We start from the raw sequence: 15723 nt of genomic DNA, 5'->3' as shown, positions 1-15723 counted from the left end.
AATGTAAGGGCTACTCACTCCAGAAGCTGCCTGATCTCTGACACGACAGCTCCCAAATTACTCGTGATGGTTTTAGTAGGCTCATGAGAAACAATTAATCGTCCTGCAAGTTTAACATCATCTAATGGGCGGTAGGAGATGACCAGAAACTCGATGCCGACCGACAAGGCGGCTACGGGCCAACAATAGAATGAACGCTTAATGGATAATCAACGCACTGCGGTTCTTGTCGTAGAAGATGAGGCGCTCATCAGAATGAGCATAGTCGAAGAACTGGAGGACGCTGGCTTTGAAGTGTTTCAGGCGTCGAACGCGGCGCAGGCGATTGAGGTTCTTATTGCCAACACCACCATCGAGTTGATGTTCACCGATATAGATATGCCTGGTGGCGTCGATGGTCTGAAACTCGCGGCATCGGTTCGTGACAGGTGGCCGCCGATAAAGATTATTGTTACGTCGGGACATCGCAAAGTCGATGTCGATGCTTTGCCTGTGGAGGCTCGGTTTATGGTGAAGCCTTATGATCCGACTGCAGTCATCCGCTCCATTCGAGAAATGACGTTGAATTGAAGCAGTTGAGAACCCGCCGCCCATTGCATCGAACCTGATTAGTCGTCGATTGATGTCCAACATGTAAAGTTGCCGCTTGATCCTTCAGCTGCGAACTTCCTCTCCCCGCCCAGTCCGGTCGAGAACAATGCCCCCCCACAGCCAGCCTCGCGGCTCAGCCCTCACTTGCGACGAGCGCCTTCAGCACCTCCCGTGTCTGCTCGTCAGCTGGAAACAGGTGTTCAATCCTGCAGTCGGCCAGCGCGATGTCCTCGGCAGTGCTGAACTGGCTCAGCGTCGAGAAAAACGACAGGGTGCTGGTCCCCATCCGGTATCGGGTGGGAACGATCGCCTCGCCGCCTGCACCACTTCCTGGCGCGAAGGTTCCAATCTGCGCGGCCAGTTGCGCGGCCCTCTCGTCGAGACAGGCATCTCCGCCAAAATGGGCGGATTCGGCGCGCAGGCGATGGACCAGATGTTGCGCCACCTCCTGCCAGTTTTCGATCACGGAGGGCAGGCGAGTGGCATCAAGGAGCGCGTCGATCAGGCTGTCGCCTTCGCCGATGCCAACCTGCGAAAGCATCATCTGCGCGGTCGCATTTGACCGAATGATAGTCCAGTGACGATCCAGCACCATGGCCGGATAGGGCAGATGCCGTTCGAGCATCCATTCAAGGGCTGCCTTGACGGGCACCATGTCGGCTTCGTCGAGATCGCGGGCGCGGTAGCCGGGTGCAAACCCCGCTGCATGCAGCATGGCATTGCGCGAGCCGCGCGGCACCTCAAGCACGGAGCCGAGATTGAGAACCATGGCACGGCTGGGGCGAGCTCGCCCGGTCTCAAGAAAGGAAATATGCCTCGCCGAGACATCGGCGTTGAGCCCCAGATCAAGCTGGCTGAGCTTCCTGGTTTCGCGCCACTCCCTCAGCAGTCCGCCAAATTGTGTCGTCATGCGTGCCTCCGTCAGCCCGTATCATAGATCCGTGATCAGCCTTGTCACTTACCTCGGAGGTAATTGATCAACGTCAGGGGAGGCGGTTTTCTGGTCGCCTCAACAACGGAGATCTTGACATGGAAAGCACACCTGCACTGGCATGGGTCAAGGCGGCGTCGGCCGTCGTTATCGGTTTCGGGCTGCTTCTCGCGGCTGCGGCGTGGCCGCCTCTTTCCGGGCCGGTGGTGTTACTGGCAGATCTGCTGATCTGGCCATTAGACGGACTGCAAAACCTTGCAGCCCACGAAACCCGCGTCTTCATCGCCATTTCCGGCGGCGTCATGGTCGGCTGGGGCGTGACGCTTTGGAAAACGGCCGATTATCTGATGCCCGAGCATCTGGCCGCGGTTCGCTCGATCACCATGACCGGGCTTTACTCCTGGTTTGTGGTGGATTCGATTGGATCGGTGATGGCCGGCGTCCCGCTCAACGTGGTTGGCAATATCAGCTTCGTGGTGCTGTTCCTGCTCGCCTTCCGGCAACCGCGTCACGCCCACGCCTGATCGACATGCATTTCGGCCATTTCCCGCGGCGGGTGTCTCCTGCTGCGGCATTGTCTGTCAATTTTGGATGATTGGGGCGTTCCTGCAAGCAGTCAGTCCGGTCGTCCGGGCTCGCTCCTGTTGTTACAGTACAGTGCGATCTTGTTGCCCTGAGGGTCGCGGAGATAGCCCACGTAGAAATGCGCGCTGTACTCGGCCCGGAAGCCGGGTGCACCTTCGTCTTGCCCGCCAGCGGCGAGTGCTGCGGCGTGCAGTTCGCGGACCATGGCCTGAGTTGGGATCTGGAACGCCACCATGGCGCCGTTGCCGGTCGATGCCGCTTGCCCGTTATAGGGCGGCTTGACGTAGAAATCGGGTGGTTCGTGGCCCTGGTCCCCGGTAACCGGGATCGAATAGCTCAGGCCTTCAGACGACACTTCCAGACCATAGCCGAGGCTTGGCAGGAATGCCGAGTAGAACTTTTCGGCGAGCGGGATGTCGTCGGCACCGACCGTGACGTAGCCAATCATTGTGCCTCTCCATCCGTCCAGCAGGCTGATGTCGCCTTTGGGGCCTCAGCGCTCGGCTAGGACCTCAAGGCCCTTGCGTTCGCCGACCATGTTCATGAAGCGGCGGAACAGGTAGTGGCTGTCCTGAGGGCCGGGGGAGGCTTCCGGGTGATGCTGGACCGAGAACACCGGCTTGCCGACCAGACGAAGGCCGCAGTTGGAGCCGTCAAACAGCGAGACGTGGGTTTCCTCGACGCCTTCTGGAAGGCTCTTCGCATCCACCGCGAAGCCATGGTTCATCGACACGATCTCGACCTTGCCGGTGGTGTAATCCTTGACCGGGTGGTTGGCGCCGTGATGGCCCTGATGCATTTTCACCGTCGTGCCGCCTAGCGCCAGTGCCAGAATCTGGTGGCCAAGGCAGATGCCGAACACCGGAATGCCGCTGTCGATGAGGTTCCTGATGACAGGCACGGCGTATTCGCCGGTTGCCGCCGGGTCGCCGGGTCCGTTGGACAGGAATATGCCATCGGGGGCCATGGCGAGAATTTCTTCGGCGCTCATGGTGGCCGGAACCACGGTGACCTTGCAGCCGAGCCCGTTGAACAGCCTGAGAATGTTGCGCTTTACGCCGTAATCGATGGCCACGATGTGTGCCACCGGTTCACCGGTTTCAGGGAAACCCTCGTTCCAGAGCCAGGGGCCCTGGGTCCAGCTAGATGACTGGCCCGATGTCGCATCCTTGGCCAGATCAAGACCTTCCAGCCCGCTCCATTCAGCCGCCTGCGCGGTGAGCGCAGGGATGTCGAAATTGCCCGATGGATCGTGTGCGATAATTGCGTTGGGAGCGCCGTTTTCGCGGATCCACGCTGTCAGCGCGCGGGTATCGACGCCCGACAGTCCGATGATGCCGCGCGCCTTGAGCCATGTGTCGAAATGCGTGGCAGAGCGGTAATTGGAGGGTTCTGTGATGTCTGCCTTGAGAACCGCTCCGACCGCGCCAATGTGGGCCGCAGGTGTCAGATCCTCGATATCCTGGTCATTGGCACCGATGTTGCCGATATGGGGGAACGTGAAGGTGACGATCTGGCCGAGATAGGAGGGATCGGTCAGGATTTCCTGATAGCCCGTCAGCGCAGTGTTGAAACACACTTCAGCACGGGCCTGGCCGGTGGCGCCGACGCCATGGCCGTGAATGACGGTACCGTCCGCAAAAACCAGCACCGCGGTTGGTTTCTTCTCAGTCCAGGGGCTTGTGGTCATGTCAACTCCGTTCACAGCTGCAAAGCCGGTTCACACCGGGCTGAGGCCCCCTTGATGTTACATCGGGGCATCGCCATTTATGATGTCCGGAAGCCAGTCGCGGTCAGCAGTTCTCGCGATGGATGGATCTTCGTCCGGTCTTTCAAATCCCGGTAAATAGAGAAGCCGCAAGCTGCGGTCAATCAATACCGTGGCGTGGATCGACCAATAATTCGCTTGAACAGGACGGCGCCAAGGGGGTAATCCTCAGCTTCTGCATGTGCAGCCCCGAAAGGGATGTGAAGGAACTGCCGGAGAAAGTTAGATGATGCGTGAACGTTTTACCGAAACGCTCAAAGACGCGATTCGCGCCAAGGATACGCGTCGTATGTCGACGCTACGGCTGATTCAGGCTGCCATCAAGGATCGTGATATCGCCAATCGCGGCGGCGGCAAGGATCCTGTCAGCGATGACGATATCCTTCAGATTCTGACCAAGATGATCAAGCAGCGCGAGGAATCCGCCACGATCTACGAGGAAAACGCACGTCTTGAGCTTGCCCAGCAGGAGCGGGATGAAATTGCAATTATCCGGCAATTCCTGCCTAAGCAGTTGCCGGAAGAGGAAGTGCGCGAGCTGTGCAAGTCAGTGGTGTCGGAAACCGGCGCTTCGGGCCTGCGCGACATGGGCAAATGCATGAACGTTCTCAAGGAGCGTTATCCCGGCCAGATGGACTTTTCCAAGGCATGCGGCATGGTCAAGGGACTGTTGCAGTAAACGCATTTCCAGAGGCAGGTAAATTCTATATATCGAGGCAAGTCTGTGCGCATTCGATTCTGTCTGACACGAATGCGTATCTGGCTTCCTTGATGCCGGAGCGGGAAAACTGCATGTGCGCTTGCAACCACGGGGTCGCGTCGGATGTGTGAGCCGGTGACGTAATGGCTGGCACTCAGAGGTAATCCAGATGTTGCTGAAATCCAAATCACCGGTGCATTTCGATCATGTTGATCGCAAGCCTGAGCCGCAGAATGAGCAGGTGGGCGTATCAAGTGACGAAGTCGTGGCTTTGCTGGGATCGCTCTATGCGTTTGGAACATGGCGCCTGGAGATCAGGACGGGTCGTGTCTTCTGGACCGAGGATGCATCTCACGTCCATGGTATGAAGCCAACTTCCGAGCCGCTCAGCTTGGCAAGGCTGCTTGCCTGCTATCATCCCGAAGACGCTGTACTGATTGAGGAATTGCTGGGATCGGCGACCTACCGGCGCAACAGCTTCCGTTTTGTCATGCGGGTTGAGGATGGCAGGGGGGCTTACAGGTTAATCGCCGTCGCCGGCCGCTTCAGGCCGGACAATGGGGGGGAGCTGATCGGGTATTGCCATGAGTACCATGACATGGTGCGCGCGGTGGTGCTTGAGGGCGGCGAGCAATGAGTATTTTCCAAACCCCGCCTCATCGCTCCACACCGTTCGATTCGATCGGGGATGTCCGCACCATATTCGATGCCATGCAGGTGCTGCGCAAGACGTGCCTGTCTTACGGATTCCAGTATTTTTCGGTGATCACCCTGCCATCTTCGGTTTCCGGCGACGACCACTCGATTGCTCATCTCGCAACAATTTCAAGCTGGCCGCCCGAGCTGATCGCGGAATACGACCGTTTGGGGCTTGCGCGAAACAGTCCCATCCTCGAACAGTTGCGCAAGCAGATCACGCCGATCATCTTCCGGGTTGATGCTGTCAACAGTGTTCGCCCCGGTCAGGAGCCGGCCACTGCAGGCGAGCTGTTTGGCAGGTTCGGTCTGACGATGGGCATCTATTTTCCGGTACATGACAGCCACGGTTTGCGCCATGCGGTTTCCTTCATGGGGGATCGCAATCCCCTGTCTATGGAGGAGTTGTCGACGCTTTCCCTGTTCGCCTCCATGCTTGTCGAACAGATATCGAAAATCGGCGTTGCAGATCATGCGGCGAAATCGGTTCTCAATGACCGCGAGGTCGAGATTCTCAAGTGGACCGCAGAAGGCAAGACCAGCCCCGAGATTGCCCGGATTACCGGTCTTTCGGAGCACACGGTCAATCATTATGCAACGCTTGCGACCAAGAAGCTGGGCTGTTCCAACCGCACCCATGCCGTGGTTTACGCAATGCGTCTGGGCCTGTTCAAATAAGTCGTCTGGCGGACTGCTGGCGCTCACCTGAGTGACTGCAGATGACACTGTTGCGCAACCATTCCGGTACCTAGGGATGGGCTCTTTAACAGCCCTCCGGCGGCAATGCGATTGAGGCTGTCCTTCAGCGGATTCTTGCTTCTCAGTGTGGTCCATAGTTCGAAATCGCAGCGTTTCATCGGCTTGGAAAAGTAGAAGCCCTGCAGTTCATCGCATCCGAGAGCCGCGGCTGCAGTCACCTGTCCAGCGGTTTCTGTTCCCTCGACGATTACCCTGCATCCCAGGTTCTTGCCCAGTTGAATGATCGCTCTTGAAATTTCCCGGGAGGTGCCCTCGTTCTCTATCCCCGAAACGAAGGAGCGGTCGACCTTGAGGATGTCGAACTTCAGATCGTTCAACTGCGCGAGATTTGAATAGCCGGTGCCAAAATCATCGATTGCGATGCGAATTCCTGCCGAGCGGAGCGTGGCGATGTGACCTGCAACACCACCAATGTCGGTGTTGGCGATGGTTTCTGTGATTTCGATCGTGATCAGATGGGCGGGACAATCATTTTTTTCGATGATGGAAACCAGCATTTCTGAGAAATCGGCTTTCTGGAGTTGTTCGATTGACACGTTGATCGAGACTTCGATCAGTCGTCCGGCACGCGCCCAGGCGGCGCATTGGGCAACCGCGTCCTCAAGGACAATTCGGCCGATGTCGAAGATGAGTCCGGTGATTTCGGCGACCGGTATGAATTCGCCGGGCCCAACTACACCTCGTTCCGGGTGGTTCAGTCGAACCAATGCCTCAACACCCGTCACGGCCCAATCATGGGCACTGACCTTGGGCTGATAGTAGACTTCAAACTGGTTCTCAGCGATCGCAGTGCGAAGATCGCGCTCAATAGATTCACGGGTCTTGATCACCTCCAGCATCTTGGATTGAAACAGCGCGGTCTTTCTTGTTTCAGGTGTGCTCATGGCATGGTTGCAGGCCAGCGCCGCGTATTGCTTGACCTTTTTTGCCGAGACGGAATCGTCGGGATACCTCGCAATGCCGATTGCGATTTTCGGCTGAAACTGGCGGCCTGTGACTTCGATGAGGTCCACCATAGCCTCGTGAAGCCGGTTCGAAATCGCTTCAATCGCGGATGGGTCCGTCAGCCCGGGTATGGACAGGATCAGTTCCGTTCCGCCGAATCTGGCAATGACCGGAGCAAAGATAGTCGCGTCGTTCTTCAGATTCTGCTGGTTTTGATAAAGGGTGCGGCAAGGCGAGGCCCTGACGATCAGGTTTGCCACGTTCTGGAGCAAAGTGTCAGCGGTCTCATGACCAAACCGGTCACTTACCTTGCGAAGCTCTATGACCTTTATAAAAAAGACTGATCCGCTCGCATTCGTTCCATCCGTTGATTGGGCTGCCATCTGTCGCTCGAGCAAAGTCTGGAAGCGATGGCGATTGGGAAGCCCGGTGACGGGATCATTGTCGGCAAGGTCGCGAATTTCGGCGGTCGAATCACGCAAGCGTCTGACCATTGTGTCCATGCTCTTGCTGAGTGCGCCGATTTCGCAGGAACAATTGGTCGGCACCTTGACATCCAGGTTGCCTTTCGCGATCGCTTTGGCCACCGCGGTGAGCTCGCGGATAGGTCCGGTCAGCTTGCGGCTCATCAGCGCCATCAGAGCAGCGGTGCCGACAAGACCGATGAGCGCATAGGTGAAGTGAACACCCGTGTCTTCCGCGCTGTGCTCGGAAAGAAATGGTTTTGTGACAAGCAGAAGGCACATGCTCGCCAGCGTGGCGTAGATTGCCGTCAACCTGAAACCCAGGGAATTAATTCCTGTGCCGTAATGATTTTCTTTTTCAGCCATAGGCGCCGCCTCGGTGGTCAGGCCAGAAATTGGATTGGCCAGGACCCATATGAAAATATCCCGAACATGCCGTTGCGTGCGGCTGTGCAGTGGCCGGCGTCATCATGACCGCGGATCTCGTCCCCACTGCACCTGAGGAATAAATAACAGTAGTTTATGAAAGCATGTTTTGAAATATGCCTAAAATTCGAACGATTGGGTGACTCATCATACCCGCTCACTCAGCTGGGTGTCTGCTTGGGCGGGCCGGTGTGCATAACGTGGAGGGTGGCATCAAGGCCTTTGCCAGCGCCGACTGCCGTGCCTATATAGACGTCATCTTCAACCCGATCCCTGCTTGCGCCGGAGGCGCGCCGATATTGCGGTTTTCACCGTCCTTTCTTGACGATATCCGCGAACGCGTTCCGATCTCGGACGTGATTGGCAGACATGTGACGTGGGACCGCAAGAAAACCAACACCTCGCGCGGTGACTGGTGGGCGTGCTGTCCCTTCCATGGCGAGAAATCTCCGAGCTTTCACTGCGAGGACCGCAAGGGTCGCTATCATTGCTTCGGCTGCGGTGTGTCGGGCGATCATTTCAAGTTTCTCACCGAGCTTGAAAGCCTGAACTTTCCCGAGGCCGTGCAGCGTGTGGCTGACATGGCGGGCATCGCTACGCCGGTGCAGGACCCGCAAGAGGCGCGTCGCGAGCGCCAGCGCGCCAGCCTCGAGGATGTCATGGAAATGGCTGCCTCCTATTTCGAGGCCGAACTGCAGGGGCCACAGGGCGCCAAAGCGCGCGCCTATCTGCGTGACCGCGGTCTCTCAGGACGTACGATTGCCGCCTTCCGTCTTGGCTACAGCAATGACAGCCGCAGCGCGCTCAAAGAGCATCTTGCCTCACGCGGTGTCGACAAGGATCAGATCGAGGCCTGCGGGCTTGTCGTGCACGGGCCCGAGATCGCGGTGTCCTATGACCGGTTCCGCGACCGCATCATGTTTCCCATCCTGTCATCGCGGGAGCGCGTGATTGCGTTTGGCGGTCGCGCGCTGGCGCAGGGCGCGCCTGCCAAATATCTCAATTCCAACGAGACCGAGCTCTTCCACAAGGGCAATGTGCTTTACAACTTTGCCCGTGCCCGACGCGCCTGCGGTCAGGATGGTACGCTGATCGTGGTCGAGGGCTATATGGATGTCATCGCGCTGGCGCAGGCGGGCATCGAAAATGTGGTGGCGCCGCTGGGCACGGCGCTGGGCGAAAACCAGCTCAAGCTGCTCTGGCGGGTCACGCCGCAGCCGGTGCTTTGCTTTGATGGCGACGAGGCAGGTCAACGTGCCGCCCACCGTACGGTCGATCTGGCCTTGCCGCATATCGGGGCAGGACGGTCGTTGCGGATCGCGGTGTTGCCCTCGGGCAAGGATCCCGATGATCTTGTCCGCCATGACGGTCGCGATCCGTTTGACCAGGTGATTGCCTCTGCGCGGCCGCTGGCCGATGTGGTGTGGTCGCGCGAGGCCGGCAGCGGCGTGTTCGAAACCCCTGAAAGCCGGGCCGAACTTGAAGCCAAGCTCAGGCAGACCACCTCGTTGATTGCGGATGAAAGCCTGCGCCGCCATTACCAGCAGGACATGCGCGACCGCATGCAGGCGTTTTTTGGCGGTGGTCCGCGTTACGGCAACCGCGATCAAGGCAAATCCGGCAGCGGATCCTATGGCCGTGGCGGGTTTGACCGCAATGGCGGCGGGCGTGGCGGACGGCCCGGTGACGGGCGAGGCGGCGGCGGGCTGCAATCTTCGCGCACGATGGCTGTCTCCGAGCGGCTCAGCCAGTCAGGGATGGTGCGCGGCCATGGCGCCATGCCGTCGCTCCGCGAAACCGTGCTGGTGATGACGGTGGCCAACCATCCGCAGATGCTGCACGACGAATTTGACGAGCTGGCCGCACTCGAGTTTGACGACAAGGGGCTGATGCGGGTCTGGCAGGTGATGCTCGATGCGGCTTCGGTTGGCGGGCGGTTTGACCGTGAACGGCTTTATGCTGCGCTGGAGGCCGACGGGCAGGGCGCGTTCATTGCCCGGCTTGAAGCGCAGATCCGCAATGCGCGGATCTGGACGGCAACCGTGGAAGCGGCGGCGGAAGACGCCCATGAAGGCTACCAGCAGGCGCTGGCTTTGCACAAACGCACCCGTGCGCTCAAATGGCAGAAGGCTGAGCTTGAGCGCGACATTGCGGAGGCCACCGAAGCCGGCGACGGCGTAACGATTCCGGGATTAATGCTTGCGCTTCAGGAAGTCCAGCTGGAAGTGGTGCGGCTTGAAAACCAGGAAGCTATCATTGACGGTTTCGGCGTCCTGTCCGGCCGCATCAAGGGCGGCCGCGGCAGCTGATAGATGCGCCTGAGTCTTGCGATTCAGCCTTGCTGCTCTTGTGGAATCAAACAGGGCCCCTAAATAGGGTGATCTAGCGATGAAACCGAAAATGCAGGCAATTGCGCGCTATTCTCCGAATCGGAGTGGTTTTTGCCCGCAAAGCCTTGACGGATAGGTTTTTTGTGGGAATCACCTGTTTGATATAAAACACGCGGGATCATGCGGCTCGACGGGTATGTGATGATGTTGCGTTACCCGTGGTGCATACGACCGCAAAGCCAAGGACCGAAGAGTTCAATGACCGGCATGGTTAATAGGGAATTAAGCATGCATACGCCACAACAATCCGGATGATTCGCAAAAACTGTCTGCCTGTCGGGCGGGCATCATGCGCCAGCTAAAAAGGCGCAGCAGATATCAACCGAATGAAATCCGGGGAAAGTGACTGCCCATGGCAAGCAAGGTAAAAGAAGCAGCAGACGATACTGAGACCGAGCGCGAGGGCAATACGCCTGACGGGCCGTTGCTCGACCTGTCGGATGATGCCGTCAAGAAAATGATCAAGACCTCGAAAAAACGGGGTTACGTGACCATGGACGAGCTCAATGCCGTGCTGCCGTCGGAGGAGGTGACCTCCGAGCAGATCGAGGACATCCTTTCGATGCTCTCCGATATGGGCATCAATGTGGTTGAGGAAGACGAAGCCAGCGAAGACAAGGAAGCGGAAGACGATACCGAAACCGAAAGCGAAGGTGGGGAAATCACCACTGCTTCGGGTTCTGCTGTTGCCGCGACCAAGAAAAAAGAGCCGACCGACCGCACCGATGATCCGGTGCGCATGTACCTGCGCGAAATGGGCTCGGTTGAGCTTCTGTCGCGCGAGGGCGAAATCGCCATTGCCAAGCGCATCGAGGCCGGCCGCGAAACCATGATCGCGGGCCTGTGCGAAAGCCCGCTGACTTTCCAGGCGATCATCATCTGGCGTGAGGAGCTCAACGAGGGCGCCACGCTGCTGCGTGAGATCATCGATCTTGAAACCACCTATTCCGGTCCCGAGGCCAAGGCTGCGCCGCAGTTCCAGAGCCCCGAGAAGATCGAGGCCGACCGCAAGGTGGCCGAGGAAAAGGAAAAGGTCCGCGCCGAGAAAGCCGCGTCCGACGACGTTACCAATGTCGGCGGCGAAGGCCAGTATGAAGAAGACGAGGATGACGACGACGAGAACAATCTCTCGCTCGCCGCCATGGAAGCCGAGCTGCGTCCGCAGGTGATGGAAACCCTCGACACCATCGCCGAGACCTATAAGAAGCTGCGCAAGCTGCAGGACCAGCAGGTCGAGGCGCGTCTCGCCGCCACCGGCACGCTGTCGCCGGCGCAGGAGCGCCGCTACAAGGAACTGAAAGACGCGCTGATCACTGCGGTGAAATCGCTGTCGCTGAACCAGAACCGCATCGACAGCCTTGTTGAGCAGCTCTACGACATCAACAAGCGTCTGGTCTCCAACGAAGGCCGTCTGCTCCGGCTCGCCGAAAGCTATGGCGTCAAGCGCGACGACTTCCTGGTGCAGTACTCCGGTGCCGAACTTGATCCGAACTGGCTGAAGTCAATCGCCAACCTGTCGGCCAAGGGCTGGAAGGATTTTGCCAAGTCCGAGCTCGACAATATCCGCGAAATCCGCGCCGAGATTCAGTTCCTGGCAACGGAGACCGGCATCTCGATCTCCGAATTCCGCCGCATCGTGCAGATGGTGCAGAAGGGTGAGCGCGAGGCGCGCATCGCCAAGAAGGAAATGGTTGAAGCCAACCTTCGTCTGGTGATCTCGATTGCCAAGAAATACACCAACCGCGGCCTGCAGTTCCTCGATCTGATCCAGGAAGGCAATATCGGCCTGATGAAGGCGGTCGACAAGTTCGAATACCGCCGCGGCTACAAGTTCTCGACCTACGCCACCTGGTGGATCCGGCAGGCAATCACCCGTTCGATCGCCGATCAGGCCCGCACCATCCGTATTCCGGTGCACATGATCGAGACGATCAACAAGATCGTCCGGACATCGCGCCAGATGCTGCACGAGATCGGCCGCGAGCCGACGCCGGAAGAACTGGCCGAAAAGCTCGCCATGCCGCTCGAGAAGGTCCGCAAGGTGCTGAAGATCGCCAAGGAGCCGATCTCTCTCGAAACGCCGGTGGGCGACGAAGAAGATTCGCATCTCGGAGATTTCATCGAGGACAAGAACGCCATCCTGCCGATCGATGCGGCGATCCAGGCAAACCTCAGAGAGACCACCACCCGCGTGCTTGCCTCGCTCACGCCGCGCGAAGAACGCGTGCTGCGCATGCGCTTCGGCATCGGCATGAACACCGACCACACGCTCGAGGAAGTCGGCCAGCAGTTCTCGGTCACCCGCGAACGTATCCGCCAGATCGAAGCCAAGGCGCTGAGAAAACTCAAGCACCCGAGCCGGTCGCGGAAGCTCAGGTCGTTCCTCGACAGCTAAGGGATCTAGGAAATCAAAATTGCAAAACCCGGCCTTTGTGCCGGGTTTTTTGTTGGCTTGCGAACTCCTTCGCAGCTCATGGGCATCGGTGAAAAGTCTCCCGGGCTCACCCTAGCTCGATCCTGTGAGCTGAGCGCAGTTCTGGCCGACAGTAATTTCCGAAACTTATAAGTATTGGCTTCCGTTCCTGATTGGTTCATCATCAGTTTGAAAAGTTGCTGGAATGGACGTGGAAGTGTCAGGGGAGTCTGATATGTCCCAGATGATTAAGTGTATTTGGACCATCGTCATTTTCATGGTGCCGATCCTTGTTTCGACGCCTGAAAGCATGGCCCAGTCGGTCCCGGCGCACCAATATGCTGCACTCTGTGAAAAACTGATAAGCGATATCCCACTGATAGATTGCAGCAAGGGCACGGAAATAGTGGTGAATTCTGCCGGGAAGGACCAGTTCGGCCGAGACCTGTGTCACGAACCGTCATTGCTTCCCGATACCGGTTGCAGTTCGGGGTCGCGGCTTCTGCGGCTCAACCCGGTCAACAACACGCCCGACACGGAGATTGTTTTCCTCTGTCGGTCAGGCAGTACAAAGGGAGTGTTGAATTCCGTCATCGGGATTCATCACAACACGCGAACCGGCACGACGTGTTGGTACCATACACAGGGCCATAACCGTCTTAGCGTTGCGACCAAGCTGGATCCGCCAGCCACTTCTCCGCAACAATCGCAGCAGGCTGGCAGTTGGGCGCCGCTGTCCCAGGCAGGGATCGCTGGCAGTGTCTGCAACAGCTGCCATGACGCCGATCCCTACATCGTCACCCCGTTCCTGGCGCGCACTGACGATTCAAATGCCTTGCCGGGGTTCAAGAAAATGGAAGGGCGTCTCGACTGGTATGACCGGCCATACGCGAATTTCTCCATGCGGCGCGGTACCGGGGGGACGAAGCTTCCGCAATGGGATGCCAACATCAGGATGAAACCGGATCCGCAGAATGAATGTTCGCGCTGTCACGGTTTCGGCACGAGTTTCTATGTCGAGGATTATTTGTCATTTTCGGTGGGCCAAAAAGTCGCATTGTTCGCGCCGGATGAGAAAATCTGGATGCCGGCAACGGAGCCGTCGTTTACAGTGCGGTCCGGAAAATTTTTCACCCTGCCGAAGACACATAGGGACGCCGTCGGAGAGATCGAGAATTGCTTCAAGGATATGGCCATGCTCGACATCCGAACCTGGATTGCCGGTGGCGCGTCGTCCCGGCCTGCCGACGTAGCGGCATCCTTCAAACGCTGCGGCTGGCATTACAGCTCGATCGAACTGGCGGCCGCTTCCATCAACGGCGCCAGTTGGCAAAACAATTCGCTGCGCGGCAGCTATAAGGTCCGCAACGACAACCGTTTTGTCGCGCGCGATGTCAAGCTGATGGTCAGCGTGGATGACACCGCTACGCCCGCGCGACAGTTCTTTAGGGAGACGCAGACAGGTACTCTCGCTGCCAACAGCGTGTTCACTGGCCAGTTCCAGACAAAGGGCGTCATGCCGGATCAGGACTCGATCGTCTTGAAACTTGATGTCGATGTGATGCCTGACCCGGATTTGAGCGATGGCGAGTTTCTCGAAGCAAACGAGGACGACAACCATGCCAAGCTTGTTCTGCAGCTCAATGATCTGGCCGTGCAAAGCCCGGCATCGGCGACGCAATTGTTGCCAGGAACGCCCATTCGGCTCGCCTTCACCGTGCGCAATGAAGGTCCTCTGCCGGTGCTCGGCGCCCGAACCAGCGTCTCGGTAACCAATGCCGGTTCCACATCTCTCAATTGTGTCTCTGCACACTGGAACAAGCTCAAGCCAGACTTGGGAGCCGGAGAAGCGCGCACGCTGGTGGTTTCATTGTACAATCATTGCGCGGTTCAGAATCGGACAATCCAGATCCGTGTCGAGGTCGACCCGGATGGACATATTCCCGAGCGGACCTCCAGCAACAATGTCGCAGTCTACGCCTACACGATGCCTTATCCACCGGCTCCGCCGCCGCGTCCGGGCGGGCCTGCTGATCTGTACCCGGTCGTCAATGTGCTCACTCAGCTGATCCGAACCCGCGCGGTTTTCACCGACATGTGCAAATACATGCGGGTGACGCCGGACAGCAACATTTGCACGGGGCTGGAATTGCTGCCAAAAGTGCGCAATCCCGAGGATATCGTCGTTCCACGGCCGATGCCGGTGCCGTCGCCGGTGCTCGAGCAGATGCTGGAGGCGGTTCGCGCGCTCGGCAAGGTCGATTCCCCCCAGCACAGCATGGCAATGGAGCGTCTGGAACAGGCACTCGGTGGAGAGCCGGTTGATTTGGCGCCGGTTGCGATGTTGTTTTCGATGCTGGCCAATGAAGCGGCTGCGGACATCTTTGAACCGGGAACCCTGGAGCAACCGGATGATGCGCAGGTGACGGTTGCCCCGGGGTGGTCATGGTCTGCCGAAGCTGCGGGTTCCTATGTTTCCCTGCGCCCGTCCGACCTGCTCCTGAATGATTTCGGTGTGCCCATAGGCAGCGTGCCCTTCATGTGGATCAACGGAATTCAAGACCGGCCGTCGGCATCCATCAATGTGAACATTCCAGTGGAGGAGGTGACCACCCGGCCACAGGCCATCGGCATGGTCGACGGTCTGCTCATGCCTCTGGAAAGTGAATGGGATGCCGAGTACGGACGGGTTTCGCTGCGCGTCTCCAGCTCGGTTTCTGGATTGGGATTTGTGCAAGCCTACCGCTGAGACCGGATCTGCGCATGTCTGGCACCGGCTATATGCCGCCGACCACACGCTCGAAGAAGTCGGCCAGCAGTTCTCGGTCACCCGCGAACGTATCCGCCAGATCGAAGCCAAGGCCTTGCGGAAGCTGAAGCACCCGAGCCGGTCACGGAAGCTCAGGAGCTTTCTGGATAGCTGATCGCAGGGACTGACGGAAACAGAAAGACCCGGCCACCGCGCCGGGTTTTTTGTTGCGCGGGGCGCAGCTTTGACGTGTAGGCGTCTGTGTGAGAACCTGCGGCGGATACTTAACGGATATTGCGCAGGTAA

General features: G+C 58.4%; 12 protein-coding genes and 1 pseudogene. 9 read left to right on the top strand and 4 right to left on the bottom strand.

The genetic code is table 11. From position 1 onward, the window contains the following. The first annotated feature begins 201 nt into the window (after positions 1-201). On the top strand, positions 202-570 hold the full coding sequence (locus WNZ14_RS19375; protein ID WP_342870323.1) for a response regulator: 369 nt from the start codon (positions 202-204) through the stop codon (positions 568-570). A gap of 154 nt (positions 571-724) precedes the next feature. Here WNZ14_RS19375 and WNZ14_RS19370 read toward each other — a convergent pair whose 3' ends face one another. Further along, positions 725-1501, bottom strand: a complete 777-nt coding sequence (locus tag WNZ14_RS19370) for a helix-turn-helix transcriptional regulator (RefSeq protein ID WP_342870322.1) — start codon at positions 1499-1501, stop codon at positions 725-727. A gap of 119 nt (positions 1502-1620) precedes the next feature. Between WNZ14_RS19370 and WNZ14_RS19365 the strand changes: the two genes are divergently transcribed. Then, positions 1621-2046: a hypothetical protein gene (locus WNZ14_RS19365; protein WP_342870321.1), complete on the top strand. Its 426-nt coding sequence runs from the start codon at positions 1621-1623 to the stop codon at positions 2044-2046. A gap of 92 nt (positions 2047-2138) precedes the next feature. Here the strand turns inward: WNZ14_RS19365 and WNZ14_RS19360 are convergent, their stop codons facing one another. Continuing rightward, complete coding sequence (locus WNZ14_RS19360) at positions 2139-2555, bottom strand: VOC family protein (RefSeq protein ID WP_342870320.1); 417 nt, start codon at positions 2553-2555, stop codon at positions 2139-2141. A gap of 45 nt (positions 2556-2600) precedes the next feature. Next, the gene (carA, locus tag WNZ14_RS19355; protein ID WP_342870319.1) at positions 2601-3797 is read right to left on the bottom strand and encodes a glutamine-hydrolyzing carbamoyl-phosphate synthase small subunit; all 1197 of its coding nucleotides are present in this window, start codon (positions 3795-3797) and stop codon (positions 2601-2603) included. Positions 3798-4104: 307 nt separating this feature from the next. On the opposite strand from carA, the gene WNZ14_RS19350 reads away from it, so the two are divergent. The 3 genes from WNZ14_RS19350 to WNZ14_RS19340 all read left to right on the top strand — a co-directional run bounded on the left by WNZ14_RS19350 (position 4105) and on the right by WNZ14_RS19340 (position 5949). Beyond that, positions 4105-4554 (top strand): GatB/YqeY domain-containing protein, encoded by a 450-nt coding sequence (locus WNZ14_RS19350; RefSeq protein ID WP_342870544.1) that lies wholly within the window; start codon positions 4105-4107, stop codon positions 4552-4554. A 190-nt stretch (positions 4555-4744) separates the two neighbouring features. Continuing rightward, entirely contained in the window at positions 4745-5212 is a 468-nt protein-coding gene (locus WNZ14_RS19345) for a hypothetical protein (RefSeq protein ID WP_342870318.1), read from the top strand. After that, positions 5209-5949, top strand: a complete 741-nt coding sequence (locus WNZ14_RS19340; protein ID WP_342870317.1) for a LuxR family transcriptional regulator — start codon at positions 5209-5211, stop codon at positions 5947-5949. Before WNZ14_RS19345 ends, WNZ14_RS19340 begins: the two co-directional genes overlap by 4 nt. A gap of 23 nt (positions 5950-5972) precedes the next feature. Here the strand turns inward: WNZ14_RS19340 and WNZ14_RS19335 are convergent, their stop codons facing one another. Continuing rightward, positions 5973-7805, bottom strand: coding sequence for an EAL domain-containing protein (locus WNZ14_RS19335; protein ID WP_342870316.1), 1833 nt, complete (start codon positions 7803-7805; stop codon positions 5973-5975). A 359-nt stretch (positions 7806-8164) separates the two neighbouring features. Between WNZ14_RS19335 and dnaG the strand changes: the two genes are divergently transcribed. The 4 genes and pseudogenes from dnaG to WNZ14_RS19315 all read left to right on the top strand — a co-directional run. Continuing rightward, the gene (gene dnaG / locus WNZ14_RS19330; RefSeq protein WP_342870543.1) at positions 8165-10174 is read left to right on the top strand and encodes a DNA primase; all 2010 of its coding nucleotides are present in this window, start codon (positions 8165-8167) and stop codon (positions 10172-10174) included. 433 nt (positions 10175-10607) lie between these two features. Next, complete coding sequence (gene rpoD, locus WNZ14_RS19325; protein WP_342870315.1) at positions 10608-12650, top strand: RNA polymerase sigma factor RpoD; 2043 nt, start codon at positions 10608-10610, stop codon at positions 12648-12650. Between the two features lie 253 nt (positions 12651-12903). Next, entirely contained in the window at positions 12904-15417 is a 2514-nt protein-coding gene (locus tag WNZ14_RS19320) for a CARDB domain-containing protein (protein ID WP_342870314.1), read from the top strand. Positions 15418-15457: 40 nt separating this feature from the next. Beyond that, positions 15458-15592: pseudogene (locus tag WNZ14_RS19315) on the top strand (sigma factor-like helix-turn-helix DNA-binding protein); the annotation flags it as partial. Positions 15593-15723 lie beyond the last annotated feature (131 nt).

It is taken from the genome of Hoeflea sp. AS60, assembly GCF_038900115.1.
Lineage (GTDB): Bacteria > Pseudomonadota > Alphaproteobacteria > Rhizobiales > Rhizobiaceae > Hoeflea.
This window is presented reverse-complemented; position numbering and strand designations above follow the sequence as displayed.